Genomic DNA, 21,039 nt, shown 5'->3' on the forward strand with positions numbered 1-21,039 from the left:
AGATTATAGAGTTGCAACGGGCAACTTAAATCCTATCAGCTTTTCTATACTCCTCAGGTCTGCTTTTTCCGTAGTACCACAGAATGATACAGCGGTACCGGTATTGCCGCCGCGGCCTGTACGGCCAATGCGGTGCACATAGGTTTCAGCTACTTCGGGCAGGTCATAGTTGATCACGTGCGGAAGCTCATCAATGTCGATGCCGCGTGCGGCAATGTCTGTTGCCACCAGCACCCTAAGCTGATTTACCTTAAACCCCTGTAATGCCTTTTGCCTGGCATTCTGTGATTTATTGCCATGAATGGCTGCGGCAAAGATTCCTTCTTTGGCCAGCAGCTTCACAAGCTGGTCTGCGCCGTGTTTGGTACGTGTAAATATCAGTGAGCGTGCAATTCCGGTATTATTCAGAATACGGGAGAGCAGCTTTTCCTTGTCTTTTTTATCAACGAAGTACACACTTTGGCTAACTGTCTCAGCGGCAGATGATACAGGAGCTACACTTACATGTTCAGGTTTTTTAAGCAAACTGTCCGCCAGTTGCTGTATGGCTGCGGGCATGGTAGCCGAAAAAAGCAGCGTTTGCCTTTGAACAGGTAGCTTTGTGATAATCTTTTTTACATCATGCACAAACCCCATATCCAACATACGGTCGGCTTCATCCAGCACAAATATTTCAAGGGTTGAAAGGTCAATGTATTGTTGCTGCAATAAGTCCATCAGCCTGCCTGGCGTGGCAATGAGTATATCGATGCCGTTCCGCAATGCCTTTACCTGGTGGAATTGCGACACGCCTCCGTAAATGGCGGTATGCTTTAAACTAAGATATTGCCCATAAGCGGTAAAGTTATCGCTTATCTGTATTGCCAGTTCACGTGTGGGCGTAAGTATAAGCGACCTTATGGCTTTTGGCTTTTTTGCCGGCCGGCCTGCCAGTTGTTGTAAAATAGGGATTGCAAAGGCAGCAGTTTTACCCGTGCCGGTCTGGGCGCAGCCTATCAGGTCTTTACCTGAAAGGATTACCGGTATGCCCTGCTCTTGTATGGGAGTTGGTGTTGTATAATTTTGTTGCCCCAAAGCTTTAAGTATGGGAGCTGAAATATTTAAATTTTCAAATGTCATGATAAAGTGTGCCGTAAAGGCTTTTGTTTAAAGTAGTAGCCTAAATACCAAAGAGGTATTTAAGACCTGAAATTCTCGGGATGGTACGATGCGGGGAATAAATCCGGGTAGCGTCCGTTCAATACCAGATGAATTTTATAAACAAAAACTGTCACTATTATGGGAATAGAAAATTCAAAAGGCAGGAAAAAACAAGAATGGCCTAAGCCATTCTTATCTGTATACATGAGTTTAGTATCTTCTGTCGTTAGACCTTGAATAGCCACCGCCTCCGCGGTTAGAACCAAAACCTGAATTTGCCGGTTTAGGGCGGGCTTCATTTACCACAATCACCTGGCTGTCCAGCCTTGAATTGTTTAGTTCTTCAATCGCTGTTTCCGCTTCAGAAGTGTTTGGCATTTCTACAAAACCAAATCCTTTTGGACGGCCACTAACCTGGTCAGTGATTAATTTTACGGAAGTTACTTCTCCGTAGGCAGCGAAAGCATCGCGCACCTGACTTTCTGAGGTACCATACCCCAGGTTTGCTACATAAATGTTCATAATGTAAATTGTTTAAATTAAATAAGGCAACTGGGAACGCCTGGACTGAAGAGTAAGAAGGGACAAATTTTACAAGATGGACAAATTTGCTTATCAGCGTGAGCATTGGCAGAGAACCAATATGGGTCAAAGGTAAGCTAAATATAATTAGTAACGCCTGTTTATCTGAGAAAATTTAAAAATAAAAAATTGAAAATCAGTAAAATAGATTTTTTCTAAGGCCGCTTTGCCTGCCTTTTTAGGCCTTTGCGGTCAAGGGCGGCAATCAGCGTATTGATGGACAAGCCCTGGCCTATAGTAGAAAACATCACAATAAAATAGCAGCCTGAAAGTATACCTTCCTTATATTGCGAATCGGGAAGCGACAAGGCCATGGCAATGGAAATTCCGCCGCGCAGGCCTGCCCAGGCCAGTATAAGTACATTGTTTACGTTTAGCTTACCCAAAAGGAAGAGTGCAGGCAATGAAACGCTAACGGTTCGTGCGATCAGTATAATAACTATGGAAAAAAGGCCAAGCAGCCAATATTCCTCTAAAAATGGCATGGCGACCAGCTGCAGGCCAATCATCACAAAAAGTATCGTATTGAGCACCTCGTCGATCATTTTCCACATCTTTAGCAGGAAATCATCTGATACTTTATCGGTATGGAAGCTGTTATTGCCGATGATAAGGCCGGCCGAAACCGCTGCAAGCGGTATGGAGGCATGGAAGTAATTAGCAAGGAACGATATACCTAAGACCAAAGCCACGGATAGCAACAAAATGGTCTGGAAGTCCTTTATCGACTTTATCAGTCTATACCCTGTGTATCCGGCCACCAGCCCTATGGCTATCCCGCCAAGGATTTCATGCAGTAGTAAGCTGCCAACCGTGCCGATGCTTATCATGGCTTCGGGTTGCTGCACAAATTCGAGCAGCAATACAAAAAGCAATAAGCCCACAGCGTCGTTAAACAAAGATTCACCCGCAATCACAGTCGAAAGCTTTTCGGATATTTTGGAATGTTTCAGTATTGCCCCTACCGCTATAGGGTCAGTCGGTGATATCAATGCGCCAAATATAAAGCAGTACACAAGTGGAAGCTCAATGCCGAACAGGCTGCACAGATAATACAGCAACAGCCCAAAAATAGTTGTTGACATGAAAACCCCCAATGTGCTTAACACAAAAACAGGCCACTGCTGTTTGCGCAATTTCTGGTAATCAAAATGGAGCGCACTTGCAAAAAGCAAAAAACCCAGCATCACATCCAGCAGTATCCTTGAAAAATCCATACTCGCTGAGACATCCCTAATCTTATCAGAAAGCTCATTATTGGTTTTGCCGATGACTACAATAACAATGGAAACCGCCACAGATATGGCAACCACCCCTATGGTGCCGGGCAGTTTTACAAAACGCTGGTTGAGATAGGAAACACCGGCGCTTATCACCAGCAACAGGGTTATCAGTTGTAACAGGTCCATAGGTGTGTTTAAGCCGCTTTGTAATTAACTTTTGAAGCGTTAGCTTCACGTGCGAATTTTTTCAGTACACGATAGTGCGAGCGCATCGCAGAAAAGAACGTAGGGCTTTCAATATAGGGTAACCCATACTCCTGTGCGGTCTGCTTTACGATCTTACCAATCTCGGCATAATGTATATGGCAAACCTTTGGAAATAAATGGTGCTCTATCTGCCTGTTCAGCCCACCAAGGAAGAACGCTGCCATACGGCAGTCAGAGGAAAAGTTAGCCGTAGTGCGCATTTGGTGTTCTGCCCATGCTTCCTCCATTGTACCCGAAGTATTGGCATCCGGAAAATCCGTTTCTTCTACCACGTGTGCCAGCTGGAACACAAGCCCCATGGTGAGCCCCTGTGCCAGGTGCAGGGCAACAAAACCAATGATAAACTGCCACCATGTGATGTTCAGGACAAGTAATGGCAGTACTATAAATAAAAAATAATATAAGCCCTTAGAGGCAAATAAGTTAAAGTATTCCTTTGCCGGGTGCTTTACCGTAACCTGACCTATCTTTTTTTGGAAAATCTTCATAAAATCTTTACGGAAAACCCATGACAGGCTGGCTAAACCATAAAGGGGAAATGCGTACCAATGCTGGAAACGCTGTATTTTTCTTTTGGGATCGTCTTCTTCAATGCGTATCAGCCCCGGGGCAATAACAAGGTCTTCGTCATGGCCGGGTATATTGGTAAAAGTATGGTGTACGCCGTTATGGGAAATATTCCAGATGTAAGGGCTGGCACCCAAAAGGTTGAATACCATACCGAGTGCTTTGTTGACGTGTTTATTGGCCGAAAACGAACCGTGTATGGCATCGTGGCAGATATTAAAGCCTACAAAGGCACTGAACATACCTAGAAGCACGGCACAGCCAAGCATGGCTAAGGATGGCAGGACACCGGAAATAACAACTGCATAACACCCAAAGAAACCACCAAGAAAAATGAGGGTTTTGACCCACATCGCAATGTTAGCATGTTTATGCTTTCCTGTTTCGGCAAAGTGGGCATCTACCCGTTGCCTGACTGCCGTGAAAAAAGCGGATTTGGGAGGGAATTTCAAACGTTTTGTCATGATAACGACATAGCTACAACCTTAAATTCACTATGCAATCTATATGACGGGACGGTGAGAGGGCATTCTATAGTATTGGATTCCAATACTTTTTTCGGAAGTGTTCCTTTGTTGAAGTACACAAATATAAGGCAATATTTATGCCATAATTGCAATTGTTATCATTAATTAAGAGATTAGACAGAAGAAACACTTTACGTTCAACATCAGTATAGCTTGAAAAGTTATGGCTACCCCAAATTCATTATATTCTTATTGGATAAAAATAAAAAGAAGTGCCTAATCATTCGATTTAACACTTCTTTAACAGTAACCCCAAATGTACAAAATCCAAACCATTTTATGCAGGATTTGAAGAAATTAGCCTACTTTAACGGTAATTATTAAGAGGTTTTTTATGTATTTTACTTCTTAGCGGTTTATTTAGTATAGTTGAGGATCCAACATAATTTTATAACATATACGGTGATTGGTATACTTCAATTTCGATAATATAGGTTCTCTGATCCAGTCATTGGTATATGAAGCCATTTAGACTTAAACATGCTTTTGCGCTTGATTAAGAAAATATTTTTTCCTGAACCAAAAAGCGAGATTAACTAAGGCAATAAGAGCAGGCACTTCCACTAAGGGTCCAATGACACCTGCGAAAGCCTGACCGCTGTTAATTCCAAACACGCCAATGGCTACTGCTATGGCTAACTCAAAGTTATTTCCCGTTGCCGTGAAGGCAATTGAAGTACTTTTAGAATAATCCGCACCAAAGAACTTACCTGTGAAAAAACTTATAATGAACATAATCGTAAAATATATTACCAACGGAATTGCAATCCTAACTACATCCATAGGTATTTCTACAATGAGTTCGCCTTTAAGGCTGAACATTACCACTATGGTAAATAGCAATGCTATTAACGTTATCGGTGATATCAATGGGACATATTTTTTATCAAACCACTCGACTCCTTTCAGTTTAATAAGAACATACCTGCTTATAAAACCGAGAGCAAATGGTATTCCCAGATAAATCCCAACACTTTCTGCAATCTGTCCAATGCTTATATCAACGACGAATCCGTCATAGCCAAAATAGGGAGGAAGTATGGTGATAAATATATAGGCGTAAATGCTGTAGAGCAGTAGCTGAAAAATGCTGTTGAGTGCTATCAGGCCTGCAGCGTACTCACGATTGCCGTCCGCAAGGTCGTTCCATACCACTACCATTGCAATGCATCGCGCTAAACCAATGAGGATAACTCCTATCATATATTCAGGGTATCCACTGAGGAACAATAACGCCAAAGCGAACATTAGTATAGGACCGATAACCCAATTCAAGAGCAGTGAGGCACCCAGCACTTTAATGTTTGTGAACACTTCACCCATCTTGCTGTAATTTACTTTGGCCAAGGGAGGATACATCATCAGGATAAGCCCTATAGCCAAAGGAATGTTAGTTGTTCCCTTCGAGAAAGAATTTATAAACCCACTACTTTCAGGCAACAGATAACCGATGGCAACACCGATTGCCATAGCGAGGAAGATCCAAAGAGTTAAATAGCGGTCTAAAAATCCAAGATTCTTTTTTTTAAGTACAGGAGTACAATTGTTTGTAGACATATTTATTTCCTGATTTGCGAGAATACATAAAACATCTCAAGCCCTATTTGAAGACTACGCTCGTTGTATTTTTCAACCTGCTGCGGCGAGTTATCAAATTCCTTTGGGTCTTCGTAAGTAATGGCTATCCTTTTTTCAGCACCCGCAATGAAGGGGCACCCTCCATCGGCTTGCGAGCAGGTCATTATCGCTGCGAAACCTTCTTCCGGATTGAATTCATTGTAATATGTTTTTGAAAACGCCACTACAGGATGCTCGTTCTCAGCATACTTCACAGCATAGACAGGATTACTGCCTGTGGAAAGAGCTTGTACTTTAAAGCCGGTTTGTTCAAGTGTTTCCGCCACTACATGGAACATTGCAGTTGCTTCCGTTCCGCCTGAGTAACAATACACCTGAGGAATTTGGTAGTGGGCAGCTGCGGCCTGCGCCCAGATTTGGGCAAGGTGGCTCCTGCGGGAATTATGGGTGCAGATCAGGTTCAACCGTATCTCTTCCTTTTCTGAGCTTTTTGCTTGTATAAAGTTGATTAATGGCTGAAGAACTTCTTTGCGCTCTGGTAATAGGTTCTCAAATTCAAAGCCATTGACAACAGCTTCAATTTCCGGGTAGAGTGTGATTTTATTTGACATAGTTATAGATATTAGCAGCATCCCCCTTCCGGAGTGCAGCTGTTAGCAGAGTTTGATGAAATTTCCGATAAGGAAACCTTTTTCTTGGTGTCAGGTACGCCACACTGGTCAGATGCGAGGCAGGCGGTTTGCTTATTGAGAAGTTGGAAACTATTACCGCTAAAACCCAGCTCATACTTCCCAATGGTACTATCCTGATATTCGACCTCGATCTCAAAATCCCCAATTCCCAGTACTTTTTCGGACAAGCCAATAATCTTTAATAATTTTCCTGGCTTCAGCCTGTGATCTTCATCATCAGCATCTTCCCAAAGTTGAAAATTAACGACGGTCTCTTTACGGACGGTACCGCCGCAATCAATAAAATCTTTAGTGATAAGCCCTACTTCAGTTACATGGAAGTTTTCCGGCACAAACGAGCCATCAGGAAGCATAAAGCTTAACGCTTCGAGATTACTAAGGTGATTTTTAATTTCAGATAGTTTCATAATAGATTTATTTTTTGCTTAGCAGCAGTTAGTTTTTTTGTTCTGGCTGTAGTCGGCTATGTCCTGAAAAAAACCTTTGATTTTTTCAAATCCTTCTTCATTAATGCAGTAACATATAGCATTACCCTCGATGTTTCCTTTAATCAGCCCGGCATTTTTAAGTTCTTTAAGATGCTGTGAAACGGTAGGCTGTGCCAAAGGCATTTCATTGACAATGTCCCCGCAGATACAGGTGTCGACTTTCATTAGGTATTCCAGGATGGCAATCCGGGCAGGATGTCCTATAGCCTTTGCCAAAATTGCCAGCTCATTTTGTTTATCAGTAAAGTGATCAGTTTTAGTAGCTCCCATCGTAATATTTTTATATTGCAATATTACGATAATAAATTTAATATTTTTATCGTGGCTTTAAATTTTTTTATACTTTTACTCCGATGAAAAACATAAGGCACATCCTAACCATTCTATTCTCAGTGTATTTACTGGGGCTTATGGTGTTGCCTTGCAGTGAATCGCACGCCATGGAGGCCGGCAAACACAGGTCAGAATCCCAATCACAGGATAAGCATGACCATGATGCGGAGCTTTGCACGCCATTTTGCGTTTGCGGCAGCTGCGTTACGGCAATCGTGCTGTATGCTCCGATTGACTTTGAGCTTCTTGATCCAGGAATCCCGTTTCAAGATCAAGTTTCCAACTTTTATCAATCGGTAACATCTGATTTCCACGGCTCCATTTGGCAGCCACCTCAGTTAGTCTAATGATTTTGCCGGCAATGAGCCGGGAAATGCCGCATGCTTGCTTGCGGCGAGTAGTAATTACATCATTATACTAATGCACTATCAATGTTAGATAAGATCATTCATTTTAGCATCAACAATAAATTTATTGTTGGCTTATTCACTTTGGTATTGGTTGTTGTAGGCTCGTACGCCCTGTATAACCTTCCGATCGATGCCCTGCCTGATATAACAAATAATCAGGTGCAAATTATTACCAGCTCACCAACACTTGCGACCCAGGAGGTGGAGCAACTCATTTCTTACCCTATAGAACAATCCGTAAAATCAATCCCTAAAGTAGTGGAGCTCCGCTCCATCAGCCGCTTTGGGTTAAGTGTTGTAACCGTTGTCTTTGAGGATGATGTAGATGTTTACTGGGCAAGGGCACAAATCTCAGAGCGCATCAAAGAAGCTGAGGATATTATTCCAAAAAGTCTTGGCACACCTGAAATGTCGCCTATTAGTACAGGGCTGGGTGAAATTTACCAGTACGTAGTTTTTCCGGAGAAAGGCTATGAGGATAAATACGATGCGACCGAACTGCGTACCATCCAGGACTGGATCATTAAGCCGCAGCTAACCGGAACAAAAGGTGTGGCTGAAGTAAATACGCTTGGTGGTAAGCTCAAGCAATATGAGATTGCAGTGCAGCCAGACCGCCTAAAGAGCATGAATACCACGGTCTCTGAAATATTCGAGGCATTGGAATCCAATAATGAGAATACCGGCGGGGCTTACATTGACAAAAAACCGTATGCGTATTTCATCAGGGGTATAGGAATGGTAAGCAGTATCGATGACATCAATAAGATCGTCATTAAGAATGTCAATGGCATACCTATCCTGATACGGGATGTGGCAAAGGTCCAGATTGGAAGCAGCATCCGTTACGGCGCGGTAACCAAAGATGGCAAAGGCGAGGAGGTAAGCGGATTTGTAATGATGCTTAAGGGCGAGAACAGCGGCCAGGTTGTACAGCGTGTGAAGGATAAGATGGAGCAGATCAAAAAGACACTGCCTAAAGGGGTTGCCGTTGAACCCTTCATCGACAGGACTGTAATGGTCGATAACGCCATAGGGACGGTTCAGACTAACTTAATCGAAGGCGCCCTGATCGTAGTGTTTATCCTCGTGTTGCTCTTGGGCAACTGGCGTGCGGGGCTGGTAGTGGCTTCTGTTATTCCACTTGCGCTTCTGTTTGCGATTTCCATGATGAAATTATTCGGGGTCAGCGGTAACCTGATGAGCCTTGGCGCTATCGATTTTGGTATCATTGTAGATGGTGCCGTCATTATAGTGGAGGCCATCATCCACAGGCTGGAAGTACGGAAAAAACAAAAGCTTACAGCTGCCGAGATGAATGAGGAGGTCTATGCGGCCGCCTCTAAGATTCGTAGCAGCGCCGCCTTTGGCGAGATCATCATACTTATAGTATACCTGCCCATACTTGCCCTTGTAGGAGTAGAAGGCAAAATGTTCGGGCCTATGGCGCAGACCGTGTCCTTCGCGATCCTTGGTGCCTTTATCCTCTCGCTGACCTATGTGCCGATGATGAGCGCTTTAGTGCTTAAGAAAGAAACCGGGCATAAGCCTAACTTCAGCGATAAGATCATTTCTTCAACGTATAACGTTTATCGTCCCCTGCTTGACAAGGCCCTGAAGATAAAGGGAGCGGTACTCGGGTTCTCGGTAGCATTATTTGCCGCTGCACTTTTGGTCTTCAACTCATTGGGAGGTGAATTTATTCCCACCCTGGATGAAGGCGATATTGCCACGCACCTTATAATAGCTTCAGGAAGTTCCCTGTCCCAGGAAATTGAGGCCACCACAAAAGCTGAAAAAATACTTCGCGATAAATTTCCCGAAATCAAAATGATCGTTACCAAGATAGGCAGCGCTGAAATCCCTACCGACCCGATGCCGATAGAAGCGGGCGATATGATCATTATACTCAAAGACAAAGATGAATGGACCTCTGCCGAGACCAAAGAGGAGCTCATGGAGAAAATGGAGAAGGCCCTGGAGGATATCCCCGGCGCTACAACCGAATTCTCGCAGCCGGTGCAGATGCGTATGAACGAGCTTATGACCGGGGTAAGGAGCGATGTTGCCATAAAAATATTCGGTGAGGACATTGATATGCTGGTCAGCAAAGGCGAGGAGGTTACCGAAATGATCAAAGGCATTGAGGGCGTTGCCGATGCTAAGGCAGAACGGGTAGCAGGGCTACCCCAGATAACAATCCGTTACAATAAGGATAAACTTGCGCTTTACGGGCTCAATGTCGGGGACCTGAACAGGGTTATCCGTATGGGTTTCGCAGGGGAAACCGCTGGAATAGTTTATGAAGGCGAAAAGCGCTTTGATATGGTGGTGCGGCTAGCAGAAGAAAGCAGACAGGATATCAGCAACCTCAAGTCGCTCTACGTTACGCTGCCATCGGGGAGCCAAATCCCTTTGGAACAGGTAGCCGATATTAAATATGAGGACGGACCGATGCAGATCAGCAGGGAAGATGGCAGAAGGAGGATCGTGATCGGGTTTAATGTACGTGGGGCCGATGTGGAATCGGTCGTCAATAAAATACAGGACAAGCTTGGCACGAGCCTGAAGCTGCCTTCAGGCTATTATATCACCTATGGAGGCCAGTTTGAGAACCTGGTCGAAGCCAACAAACGCCTTATGATAGCGGTGCCTGCAGCCCTTGCACTGATTTTCGTACTGCTGTACTTTACTTTTAAATCCGTTAAGCAATCCATCCTGATCTTTACCGCAATACCCCTTTCGGCGATAGGGGGAGTGTTTGCGCTCTGGATGCGCAACATGCCCTTCAGTATTTCTGCAGGGGTCGGGTTTATAGCCCTTTTTGGCGTAGCAGTGCTCAATGGTATTGTACTGATAGCTTATTTCAACCAGTTAAAATCCGAAGGTATGACTGATATTTATAAACGCATCCATGAGGGCACAAAGGCAAGGTTAAGACCTGTTATCCTAACCGCATCGGTCGCTTCACTGGGCTTCCTTCCGATGGCGCTAAGCAGCGGCGCAGGGGCAGAAGTACAGAAGCCTTTAGCTACAGTGGTGATTGGGGGTCTTATAACAGCAACATTGCTGACATTGGTTGTCCTGCCGATACTTTATTATTATTTTGAAAAGGGCTTTGGCTACAAGCCAAAAATTAGAGGAGCTGCCATTGTAGTGCTGCTGTTTGCTATTTCGGGCAACGCGCAGACAACAAAATCGCTCGATGTGAATTCCGCAATTACGACAGCCGTCCAAAATAATAAGGGCGTACAGGCTTCGGTGCTGGAGAGTCGGATGCAGTCGCAGCTGAAAGGAACAGCGTTTGACCTGCCAAAAACAGAAATCACCGGAACCTTTGGGCAGGTGAATACGGCAGCTCAGGATAAATATTTTAGTATTTCCCAGACATTCAGCCCGTTCCAGTTCGGGGCACGCAAAAAACTGCTGAACGAAACCGCAACAGCAGCGGAGCTGCGCGTTGCCGTTACAAAACAGGAACTGTCCTACAGGGTGCGCCAGTCATGGAATACGATGCTGTACTATACCGAGCTTAACAAGATACTACAGGAGCAAAATGGTTACATGCAGAAATTTGTGCGTGCCGCCGACCTGAAATTCAGGACAGGGGAGACGGGATCGCTCGAAAATACCACGGCAATCGCAAAACAGCAGGAGCTTTTGCAACAGATAAAGCAAAACGAAGCCATGATAAAGGTGGAACATTCCAGGATGCGGATATTACTGAACCTTGAAGATGACTTTACCATTACAGAAACAGCCTTTACCCCGCTTGCAGCCATAGCGGTACGGGATTCAGCCCAGGTAAAGAAAAATGCCAATGTGCAGCTCGCAATGCAGGAACTGGAGGTTGCCAAGGCAGGGTCGAAGGTAGAGCGTTCTGTCCTGATGCCGGATTTTACGGCCGGTTATTTCATCCAGTCCATGCGCGGTATGCAGGATGTGAACGGTTCGCCGGTTAACTACGACAGCTCATTGCAGTTCCAGGGGTTTTCGGTCGGTGTCGGTATTCCCATTTTTGCCGGAAGCGGGTCAGCCCGTATCAGGGCCGCCAAGACCAATGTAGAGGTTCAGCAAATGAATGCAGATTACCTGCAGGCGCAGTTGCAGGGAGAGTTCCAGCAGCAGCTGGAACAGCTTACCACATTTGAGTCTTTGGTAAACTATTACAATGCTACGGCATTGCCCAATGCTGATATTATCGTCAACAATTCTTCAAAAGCATACATGAACGGCGATATATCTTATGTGGAATACATGCAGGGCCTGGAAACCGCGCTTGATATCAGGACAAACTATATAAATGCGGTAAACAACCATAACCAAGCGGTGATCTACCTTCAATTTCTGTTAAACCAATAATCTGTTGATAATGAAAAATATTAAGCTTAAACATATACTGTATATCATTCTGGGGCTTGCCGCTGTCTTTGCCTTTGATTACTTCCTGCTGCGCAATACGATAAAGGATGATGCCCATAACCACGAGCACGAACAGGAAGAAGCCAAAAAGAAAGTAAGCGGTAAAGAGGACGCTATAATGAAGGAGGTCGAACTTAACGAAGCGCAATTCAAGGCATCCTCTATTGAATTGGGAACCTTTTCAATGAAAAATCTCAGCGAGGTTGTCAATGCCAACGGCTACACAAAGCTCCCCCCGCAAAACCAGGCAGATGTTTCGGTACACATGACCGGTATTGTAAAATCCATCAATGTTATTGAAGGGCAATTCGTTAAAAAGGGGCAGGTGCTCGCAACCCTGGAGAGCCCGGAATTTGCACAGCTCCAGGAAGCCTACCTCACCTCAAAAAGCAACCTAGAGTTCCTAAAGCTGGAATATGAGAGGCAAAAAACACTCAGCGAGGAAAATGTGAATTCCAAAAAAGTCTTCCAGCGCACAAAATCTGACTATGATATTGAAAAGGCCAGGCTGGCATCCCTTGACATGCAGCTTTCGGTATTGAACCTGAGCAAGTCATCGGCCACATCGGTAATGGCGCTTACCTCTCCGCTTTCAGGTTATGTGACCGAGGTGAATGTCAAGCTGGCCAGCAATGCGGAAGTAGGAAAGCCGCTGTTTACCATCGTGGATAATTCAAAGCTGCATGTTGACCTTCTGGTATATGAGAAGGACCTTCAAAAGGTGAAGGAAGGACAGAACATCCGATTTGTGCTGACCAACCAGGACAACAGTGAGATCACCGGCAAGGTGTTCAATGTCAGCAAATCCTTTGAGAACGATACAAAATCGGTTGCTGTCCACGCGGAAATTTTAAACCCGTCAAAGTCCCTCATACCGGGTATGTATGTCAATGCCCTTATCGACGTGGGTACGCGCCAGGTACAGGCGCTGCCGGCTGATGCTGTCATCAGGGCTGATGGCAGGGAGTACATCTTTGTACTTGAAGAAGGACATGGCGACACTGAACATGACGAGCAGCAAGGGCACAGCCACGATGATGGGCACGGCCACGATCACGACCATGATGCGGCAGAAGGCCACTCCCATGATGACGGGCACGAGCATAAGGAATCCGAAGGCACGACCTATCATTTCCAGCGTATCGAGGTGAAGACCGGGACAAGCCAGCTGGGCTATGTACAGGTGACGATACTGCAGGAGATTGAGAAAGATGCCAAGATAGTACTTAAGGGGGCCTATTATATCCAAAGCCACCTTCTCAAGAGTGAAGGCGGTGGGGGGCATGAGCATTAATAACTAAAGCATTAATTTATGAGTACAACTAAATTGACACAGGCGGCTGCTGTAAACGCAGGGGAGGAAGCGGAGGGCTGGCTGGCACACTGGCCTTTGCTCTCGGCGATCGCTATCCTTTTTGGGATGCTGGCCCTTGAATATGGATATGATTATATTCCCGCATTCCCGTACAATTTTATTATCTATTGCGTTGCATACCTCCTGTCAGGATATAACGTTCTTTATATGGCCTGGCGGAAAGCCGTAAGGCTGGATTTCTTCAATGAGTTCTTCCTGATGAGCGTGGCAACGATAGGGGCATTCGCCATAGGCTCGTATAGCGAAGGTGTTGCCGTAATGGCTTTTTATTCTATCGGGGAATGGTTTCAGGACAGTGCGGTCAACCGTGCCAAGCGAAGCATTAAAGCCCTGCTTGACGTCCGGCCCGAAGAGGTTACGGTAATCCGCGGCGGCAAGAGCGAAACCGTACACCCTAAAGAAGTGCAGGTTGGTGAGGTCATCCGTGTGAAGCCCGGGGAGAAGGTCGCATTGGATGGCGAGCTTGCCTCCGATAAAGCTTCCTTTAATACTACTGCCCTCACAGGCGAGAGCAAACCCGATACTAAGGGCAAAGGCGAAAAGATCTACGCCGGGATGATAAACCTGAATATGGTAGCTGAGGTAACGGTAACAGCGCTGTTCCAGGACAGCAAGCTCAGCAGGATATTGGAGATGGTGCAGGATGCCACCTCACGTAAGTCGCAGACACAGCTTTTTATCAGCCGTTTTGCCAAAGTCTACACGCCCATTGTATTTGCGCTGGCATTGGCAGTATGTTTCCTTCCTTACCTGTTTGTACAGGATTATATTTTCAAAGTATGGTTTTACCGTGCGCTGGTATTCCTTGTCATCAGCTGCCCGTGCGCTCTGGTTGTTTCCATTCCCCTGGGCTACTTTGGAGGAATTGGGCTCGCTTCCCGCAAAGGCATCCTTTTTAAGGGCTCCAATTTTCTTGATGTTATGACGGAAGTCGATGTCGTGGTTATGGATAAGACAGGGACGCTGACAGAAGGCATTTTCAAAGTACAGGAAGTTGCTGTACAGGGATTGACCGAAGGGGAACTCCTTAGAGCTGCCGCGGCTTTGGAAAGCCAGTCAACGCACCCCATCGGCATGGCCATTGTTGAGCATGCCGGCAAGGAAACATTTCAGGATGCCAGCATCTCCAATGTAGAGGAAATTTCCGGGCATGGCCTTAAGGGTACCATCGATGGGAAAGAAGTTCTTGCCGGCAATACCAAATTGATGAGGAAGTTCAATATTGACTATCCGCAAGCCGTAGATGCAATTGTCTACACTATTGTTGTAGTTGCTATAGATAATAAATACGGCGGCCATATTACGATTGCTGACCAGATTAAGGAGGATGCACAATCTGCCATATCCGGGCTCCACAAGCTCGGCATACAGACCGTAATGCTCTCCGGTGACAAGAAGGCCGTTGTTGAACAGGTGGCAAAAGAGCTTGGGATTGACAATGCCTATGGTGATTTGCTTCCGGAAGGTAAGGTTGAGAGGGTACAGCAGCTAAAAGACCAGGGTAAGCGGATCGCTTTCGTTGGGGATGGGGTTAACGATGCACCGGTCGTAGCCCTTGCTGATGCCGGTATCGCCATGGGCGGGCTGGGCAGCGATGCTACCATTGAAACGGCCGATATCGTAATCCAGAATGACCAGCCTTCGAAAATTGTTACTGCCATCCGGGCCGGAAAGCTGACCAAACAGATCGTGTGGCAAAATATTATCCTTGCCATGTCGGTGAAGATAATTGTGCTCGCTTTAGGGGCAGGTGGGATCGCTAACTTGTGGGAAGCGGTGATAGCCGATGTGGGTGTAGCGCTCTTAGCTATCCTAAATGCAGTGCGCATACAGAAGTCGCACATTTAAAACTATTGCTATATTTGCCTAAACAACCTAAAAATAAAAAAACATGAAATCAATATTTAAAATTTTATCATTAGCCTTTTTAATGTTCGCATTCTCCGGTACGATGTCAGCACAGGAAAAGAAGACAATCCAGACGGCAACAATAAAAACCGCCATCTACTGTGACCATTGCAAGGCATGTGAGACCTGCGGGCCGAAATTCAACCAGGCATTGCTAAAGGAGAAAGGTGTCCAAATGGTAGTCCTTGATGATAAAGCAATGACCATTAAGGTAACCTATAACTCAAAGAAGACAGACCTTGCAAAAATCAAGACAGCCATAAGCAAGCTTGGTTACGATGCCGATGAGATTAAGGCAGATCCTGTGGCATATGAAGGTCTGGATGGGTGTTGCAAGAAGGCATAATTCCGCTATACATCCCATTAAACAATAAAGCCCCCGAACTGGGGCTTTATTTATTGCCTTGGCGCATAAAATATAACGCTATTGCAGCACCGATGATATCATATTTACTCAAATTGAAAAGATAGGAAAACTGACGATAATGCAGGTTTTATGGAGGGGATCCTACTTCCATCTTCTCTATAATTACATTATTGTCTATTGATGTTTTAAAGTGGTTTGAATCCTGAGTAGTCAATTACTCAGGACATATAAACCGGCAGTATAAACTTACAGATTAGCTTGAATTTCAACTGTATTTGTAAGTTTATTAAAACAAAAAATCCCGAAATCAATATGATTTCGGGATTTTTGTTTGTGACCCCAACGGGACAAATTTCAAACCATTTCATGCAGGATTTAAAGAAATTAGCCTACTTTATGTAAGATAAGTTTTCGTTTTAGCGGTTTGGATGTCCTGTTGGGGTTTAAAGACATTTATATAACTTTAATTTGCTAATCGATAGTCATAGCATTAACTTTCACTTAAAATTTTTGAGTATCTTCATTTAATATCTGTTGGTAATAACAAAGCCCTTGGTCGGGAGTATTAATTTTGAGACAATTTTATTTTTTGTTAATTCATAAAGGGAGTCTATTATTGTAATCTTATTGTTTATAGTATAATGGCTTGGTGGTTAGTTAACAATGTATAAATTAACTTTCCATTGATTTCAAAGCTTTAAAGCATATGATGACAATTATAAAAGAATTAAAAAATTACGGAAATAATAAATGTTTAACCCTAGTGACTGCTTTTTAAAGTTCCTATATTCCCTATAAATTATGAGACCTATAGACATAGTCGGATTAAAAAACTTTAGAATCTTTGATGGGCAGGTTGGCTTTTTGGAAGAGCTTTCGCCAATAAATATTTTGACAGGAGCCAATAATTCTGGGAAGAGCTCAGTAATAAAGTCGCTGCAGATGCTTAAGAACAGCAGTAAGGACAATCAATTTCCTTTGCATCTGGATTTAAATCAGCAAGAGCACCTTTTGGGAGATTTCGATAATGTGCTTTATAATAAGGATGACCGGGATCTTGTCGTGTCGCTCCCCTTTACTTTCCTTGGAATGAAAAACCTGTACATCTCATTAAGCTATACAGTTCCCATTTCAAAGAATACGTTTCAGGCCAGCCTGCGTTCAATGGAGGTTGTTGATAAAAAGGATAATAATATTGTATTTTCTTTTATGTACAGGGAGGCAAGTGAAGAAGAGAAGGAGTCCCATAAGATAAAACATGAAGAAGACCTTAAAGCGCGTCAACAAAAAAGGGTGGATAAACCAAAGAAAAAGCAGGATATTTTTTCCTTCAGCGACTTTGGCTTCTTTCCGCTGTACAATCCGCTTGTAGGTTATGTGGAATGGTTCATGAATCTCGAAAAGCTAAAGGAGTACCTTATACACCTAAAAGAATTTTATCTCATGTACCTTGAAAAGAGGAATGGCTGGGTTGAATTGGACAAAATTGATCAACGTATCAAGGGAGTCAATTTTATACCTTCTATTCTGGTAAATTCCCTTGAGGCAGATGTTGATGCCGATTCCTGGAATGATTTCATAGATAATAAAATCGGCGACCGAAAAGAAGCTAAAGGAATGGAGGATGTTGGACAGTATGATTTTGATGCTGAAGAAGTTTTTTTCCCTCCTCCACAAATTGAGGATATCCTTTATTACTACACATTGAGAATTTTCAGGAATAAGTTAATCTGGAATGTTACAGAAGATAGTGGTACTAAGTCTTCCATTATTGAAAACTGCTTTAAAAAAAGCTGGAATGCCTTGGTCCAAAGAATTAACACGATTAACTACCTGTCTAATATCAAGGAGGAAAACGCAAGGATATACAATGCAAACATAGGCTCTCCCTTTATAAACCTTCTTAAGGACTATACTTTCCATAATGGTTTGGATACAAAATTCATTAATAAGTACCTTAACGAGTTTGAGATTGGAAAAAATATTGATATTGGATATGATCCGAAGTACCAGCTAATCTCAGTTACAATAACCACTTTTGACGGAAACAAGAGGGAACTTGTTGATTTTGGTTACGGCATAAAGCAGCTGGTATTGATCTTAATCCAGATAAGTGTTTTGGCCGAGAAGAGCAGACGTACAGTACATGAATACGACGAAGAAGGCGAAACATACAACGATTATTACGATCCTACTGTTCTGCTTGTGGAGGAACCAGAATCTAATCTTCATCCCAAATGGCAATCCGTACTGGCAGAAATGTTTTCTGAAGCCAATACAAAATTCAATATTCAGCTTATCATTGAAACGCACAGTGAATACCTGATTAGGAAATTTCAGATGCTCGTCGCGAACCAACGTTTAAGTGCTGACAAAGTAAAACTATTTTATCTCCGGAACCCTCATAAAGTAACCGATGAAAAGAAACAGGTGGAGAGTTTATCAATCGGAGATGACGGGAGTATTGACTTTACAAAATTTGATGGAGGCTTTTTCGAGGAGAGTACTGATTTGAAACTTAGCCTTCTCAATATACAGCGCGATAATTTTTTAAAGGAATTCGAAGATTTAAAATCGAGCAGTGATCAAAACGCGGACAAGATTGCCGACTTACAGCAGAAGATCGATGAATATACCAACAAAATAGACCTCGTTATCTACAGTCAGGTAATTCAGGGGCGATTTGACATAACAGCGATATCACCAATAAGTGTCAAGTATCTTGTGTCCGGACAATTTCTCTTAAACAACATTGACGGACATGATGATTTTTCTCCTGTCATCCTTCAATATGGAAGGACAGTTGAGAATGAGCTATTGCAAATTTTTACCATGATCAATCCGACAAAAAGATGGTCTTTCGGGGCTATGCAGGCGGCACTTGAAAAAGTCTTGACAGGAACATCAACATCGGCCAGCGCCCTTCGAGGTTCAACCGCTGGTGAGCGTGGACAATTGAATACAATCTTGGCAAGCACTTTCACAATTCCGGCAAATTTACGTGTAGACCTTCTTGAAGACTTGCGGGATATCAGAAACATGGCGGGACATCCGGGACATACTAAAGCGAGGCAGGACGCTTTAGATTATATTCAGGACACAAATGAGTTCCTCGATCGATGGATTAATGAAAAAATTTAAGTGACGGTGAACAAACGTCTAGATATTCCGCCTGCCTGCAATCATCGTTCAGATAATTTACCATATTTTGCAGGATGGGCTTTGATATAATCATTTATAGGTTTGCTTTACCGCCGTGCCTAGATTTTTGTAAACTTAAAAATGTAGCTGCTCTTGTGGAATGGCTTGAGATAATTTTCCAGACGGTTTTTTAGCGTGTCATATAAGTAGTCGAGCATGGGAAGGTCACGGAATATATTGTCAAGGTGGGAACTCGATGAGGAAACTATCTCATAGCGATGCCCATCAATGGAAACATTTTTTTCCCTTCTGAATATTTCAAAGCTGACCACAGGCACATCCTTTCCAAGCATGTAAACATCCGCACGGTTTTTTCTCTCGCCATCAAGAGTTTTGAGATAGATCATCTGTATTCCGTACCCTCCCCTTATATTATCAGGATCCAATGGTTCTATGTTTACCACAAGCCGGTCAAAAAAGGAATAGAACGAAAGCTCAGAAGCCAGGTTTGGAAAATACTCTGTAACAAAACGGTCATAAATGGGCGGAAGGTTATTGAAAATCGTCTCGGTTGCCTGCTTTACATCCGAATCGTTATATACCTGCCAGGTAAAATAGCTTTCCAGTTGAGGATATTTCCTGATGGGATAATGACGGGTAATGGCCCTGAATCCGCTATTCTCAAGGTGCTGGATAAGATTACATAAATATTCCATATTGAAGCTTGAAGAAGTAATCTTCAAATTGGTCAGGGTGACCTTAGCAGACCCTGAGGCAAGCCTTTCCTTCAGCTTTTCATGTACTTGGACAATCTCCTCTTCGAACACGTGCCACCTGAAATGGTCAAGTTCGAATGTAATCTCTTCGTGTGGATCGTCATTTTCTAGGTACTGCTCTATAAACAGCGGGAGGTAGGTGTCAAGAAGATATCTGATTTCTTGAAGTTGGTAACTTTTCTGTCCTGGATTAAAACCGGTCACCTCGTCAAACCTGTCGAGGAAGGAAATAATGTATTCAACCGCAATGAATTCATTTATAGGTAGGAGCATCTCATTGTCCACGACCTTTTTCAGGTCGGAGATGATGTACTCGTATGCAAGCTCCTTTGGCTTGTACTTGATGGGATTGGTAGTGTGATTGCTGACGCGGTTCAAAATATTCTTCAAAGATCTTACCTCATCGTTTGCAATATGCTTGATCTGGACATCGTTGGTGGAATAGGATATGGGATACAGTGAATAGGACAAGCCCCTTTCTTCATATCTGGAGTAGGCAACGCCTATCTTCCAGTACTCCTTATAGAAAACTTCTTTAATTATGGAAAAGTCATGATCCAGAAAGTGGTTGTAGTAATCTAAGAACAGGTGGATTTCCTTGAATTCAGACTTATCCAGCCCGATTGCAGGATTGCTCAGCTTCTTCATAGCGGCGTGCACCGTCGTGATCCTCTCGAGTTCGCTTTTTACCCCATCATAATTGATCAGCCTGGTCTTGTAATCCTCTATGATGGATATCCAAGAAGCAAGATAGCTGTCCTGTGCGCGAGATATCACATTTTCCATTGGAATACCGACGCTTACGGTCTTTCCCCTGATCTTCCCCGTTATATCATGGAGAAAATTCCTGCTGAGGTGTATCCAGTATGCCTTCTCATCTTGGGTATTGACGACAATAAGCAGTACCGGCATTATACTGTTTTCGCAGTAAGATAGGAACTGCAGGTCACACTGGTACCTTGGCTTGCCATAGCTTTTTTTTGGCAGGTACTTTACCTGGACCTCAAGCTTGCCGATCGGATGTTGATGTTCAGTAACCACTTCGATGTGCCCGTCAATGTTGGGCACTTTATCAAGGACACTAAGGCTGGTCTTAAGACGCTCCTTGTCGATAATATATTCCAGCATTCTTACAGCCTCGACCTCAGGAGTATTAGTCAAGGGATAGGCTGCGGGTTTAGCCTTTATTATTTTTTTGGACATAAGTACTACGAGTTTTTTTTTTGCTGAATACATTATTATC

The 21,039-nt window shown here is 43.7% G+C and carries 15 protein-coding genes; 6 read left to right on the top strand and 9 right to left on the bottom strand.

Translation table 11 applies throughout. From position 1 onward, the window contains the following. Nucleotides 1–3 precede the first annotated feature (3 nt). The 8 genes from ACFSR3_RS10990 to ACFSR3_RS11025 form a co-directional block, all read right to left on the bottom strand. Entirely contained in the window at nt 4–1,119 is a 1,116-nt protein-coding gene (locus ACFSR3_RS10990; RefSeq protein WP_379821009.1) for a DEAD/DEAH box helicase, read from the bottom strand. Between the two features lie 231 nt (nt 1,120–1,350). Continuing rightward, nucleotides 1,351–1,662 (bottom strand): RNA recognition motif domain-containing protein, encoded by a 312-nt coding sequence (locus ACFSR3_RS10995; protein WP_379821010.1) that lies wholly within the window; start codon nt 1,660–1,662, stop codon nt 1,351–1,353. Between the two features lie 215 nt (nt 1,663–1,877). Further along, the gene (locus ACFSR3_RS11000; protein WP_379821011.1) at nt 1,878–3,131 is read right to left on the bottom strand and encodes a cation:proton antiporter; all 1,254 of its coding nucleotides are present in this window, start codon (nt 3,129–3,131) and stop codon (nt 1,878–1,880) included. An 8-nt stretch (nt 3,132–3,139) separates the two neighbouring features. Then, on the bottom strand, nt 3,140–4,243 hold the full coding sequence (locus ACFSR3_RS11005) for a fatty acid desaturase family protein (protein WP_379821012.1): 1,104 nt from the start codon (nt 4,241–4,243) through the stop codon (nt 3,140–3,142). Nucleotides 4,244–4,780: 537 nt separating this feature from the next. Beyond that, the gene (gene arsB / locus ACFSR3_RS11010; RefSeq protein ID WP_379821013.1) at nt 4,781–5,863 is read right to left on the bottom strand and encodes an ACR3 family arsenite efflux transporter; all 1,083 of its coding nucleotides are present in this window, start codon (nt 5,861–5,863) and stop codon (nt 4,781–4,783) included. Between the two features lie 2 nt (nt 5,864–5,865). Then, a complete protein-coding gene (locus ACFSR3_RS11015; protein WP_379821014.1) occupies nt 5,866–6,495 on the bottom strand; it encodes a protein-tyrosine-phosphatase in 630 nt (209 codons plus the stop codon). Between the two features lie 11 nt (nt 6,496–6,506). Next, nucleotides 6,507–6,983, bottom strand: a complete 477-nt coding sequence (locus tag ACFSR3_RS11020) for a DUF6428 family protein (RefSeq protein WP_379821015.1) — start codon at nt 6,981–6,983, stop codon at nt 6,507–6,509. Nucleotides 6,984–7,001: 18 nt separating this feature from the next. Beyond that, a complete protein-coding gene (locus ACFSR3_RS11025) occupies nt 7,002–7,334 on the bottom strand; it encodes an ArsR/SmtB family transcription factor (protein WP_379821016.1) in 333 nt (110 codons plus the stop codon). Nucleotides 7,335–7,417: 83 nt separating this feature from the next. Between ACFSR3_RS11025 and ACFSR3_RS11030 the strand changes: the two genes are divergently transcribed. From ACFSR3_RS11030 to ACFSR3_RS11055, 6 genes are all read left to right on the top strand, one after another. After that, a complete protein-coding gene (locus ACFSR3_RS11030; protein WP_379821017.1) occupies nt 7,418–7,744 on the top strand; it encodes a DUF6660 family protein in 327 nt (108 codons plus the stop codon). An 84-nt stretch (nt 7,745–7,828) separates the two neighbouring features. Continuing rightward, a complete protein-coding gene (locus ACFSR3_RS11035; protein WP_379821018.1) occupies nt 7,829–12,169 on the top strand; it encodes a CusA/CzcA family heavy metal efflux RND transporter in 4,341 nt (1,446 codons plus the stop codon). A gap of 10 nt (nt 12,170–12,179) precedes the next feature. Continuing rightward, nucleotides 12,180–13,523 carry an efflux RND transporter periplasmic adaptor subunit gene (locus tag ACFSR3_RS11040; RefSeq protein WP_379821019.1) on the top strand — a complete coding sequence of 448 codons (1,344 nt, stop codon included), beginning with the start codon at nt 12,180–12,182 and terminating at the stop codon, nt 13,521–13,523. 18 nt (nt 13,524–13,541) lie between these two features. Then, nucleotides 13,542–15,452, top strand: coding sequence for a heavy metal translocating P-type ATPase (locus tag ACFSR3_RS11045; RefSeq protein ID WP_379821020.1), 1,911 nt, complete (start codon nt 13,542–13,544; stop codon nt 15,450–15,452). A gap of 43 nt (nt 15,453–15,495) precedes the next feature. Further along, a complete protein-coding gene (locus ACFSR3_RS11050; protein ID WP_379821021.1) occupies nt 15,496–15,858 on the top strand; it encodes a heavy-metal-associated domain-containing protein in 363 nt (120 codons plus the stop codon). A gap of 822 nt (nt 15,859–16,680) precedes the next feature. Continuing rightward, nucleotides 16,681–19,020 carry an AAA family ATPase gene (locus ACFSR3_RS11055; protein ID WP_379821022.1) on the top strand — a complete coding sequence of 780 codons (2,340 nt, stop codon included), beginning with the start codon at nt 16,681–16,683 and terminating at the stop codon, nt 19,018–19,020. A 119-nt stretch (nt 19,021–19,139) separates the two neighbouring features. Here the strand turns inward: ACFSR3_RS11055 and ACFSR3_RS11060 are convergent, their stop codons facing one another. Beyond that, nucleotides 19,140–20,999 (bottom strand): DUF4365 domain-containing protein, encoded by a 1,860-nt coding sequence (locus tag ACFSR3_RS11060; protein ID WP_379821023.1) that lies wholly within the window; start codon nt 20,997–20,999, stop codon nt 19,140–19,142. Nucleotides 21,000–21,039: the final 40 nt, after the last annotated feature.

This window comes from Flavobacterium suzhouense, from assembly GCF_042684765.1.
GTDB lineage: Bacteria > Bacteroidota > Bacteroidia > Flavobacteriales > Flavobacteriaceae > Flavobacterium > Flavobacterium suzhouense.

Bases quoted from the DNA above. Each gene is read 5' to 3' on its own strand.
- ACFSR3_RS11045 (WP_379821020.1), top strand. From the start codon at position 13,542: ATGAGTACAACTAAATTGACACAGGCGGCTGCTGTAAACGCAGGGGAG.
- ACFSR3_RS10995 (WP_379821010.1), bottom strand. From the start codon at position 1,662: ATGAACATTTATGTAGCAAACCTGGGGTATGGTACCTCAGAAAGTCAG.
- ACFSR3_RS11025 (WP_379821016.1), bottom strand. From the start codon at position 7,334: ATGGGAGCTACTAAAACTGATCACTTTACTGATAAACAAAATGAGCTG.
- ACFSR3_RS11040 (WP_379821019.1), top strand. From the start codon at position 12,180: ATGAAAAATATTAAGCTTAAACATATACTGTATATCATTCTGGGGCTT.
- ACFSR3_RS11060 (WP_379821023.1), bottom strand. From the start codon at position 20,999: ATGTCCAAAAAAATAATAAAGGCTAAACCCGCAGCCTATCCCTTGACT.
- ACFSR3_RS11005 (WP_379821012.1), bottom strand. From the start codon at position 4,243: ATGACAAAACGTTTGAAATTCCCTCCCAAATCCGCTTTTTTCACGGCA.
- ACFSR3_RS10990 (WP_379821009.1), bottom strand. From the start codon at position 1,119: ATGACATTTGAAAATTTAAATATTTCAGCTCCCATACTTAAAGCTTTG.
- ACFSR3_RS11055 (WP_379821022.1), top strand. From the start codon at position 16,681: ATGAGACCTATAGACATAGTCGGATTAAAAAACTTTAGAATCTTTGAT.
- ACFSR3_RS11050 (WP_379821021.1), top strand. From the start codon at position 15,496: ATGAAATCAATATTTAAAATTTTATCATTAGCCTTTTTAATGTTCGCA.
- ACFSR3_RS11030 (WP_379821017.1), top strand. From the start codon at position 7,418: ATGAAAAACATAAGGCACATCCTAACCATTCTATTCTCAGTGTATTTA.
- ACFSR3_RS11035 (WP_379821018.1), top strand. From the start codon at position 7,829: ATGTTAGATAAGATCATTCATTTTAGCATCAACAATAAATTTATTGTT.
- ACFSR3_RS11020 (WP_379821015.1), bottom strand. From the start codon at position 6,983: ATGAAACTATCTGAAATTAAAAATCACCTTAGTAATCTCGAAGCGTTA.
- ACFSR3_RS11015 (WP_379821014.1), bottom strand. From the start codon at position 6,495: ATGTCAAATAAAATCACACTCTACCCGGAAATTGAAGCTGTTGTCAAT.
- ACFSR3_RS11000 (WP_379821011.1), bottom strand. From the start codon at position 3,131: ATGGACCTGTTACAACTGATAACCCTGTTGCTGGTGATAAGCGCCGGT.
- arsB (WP_379821013.1), bottom strand. From the start codon at position 5,863: ATGTCTACAAACAATTGTACTCCTGTACTTAAAAAAAAGAATCTTGGA.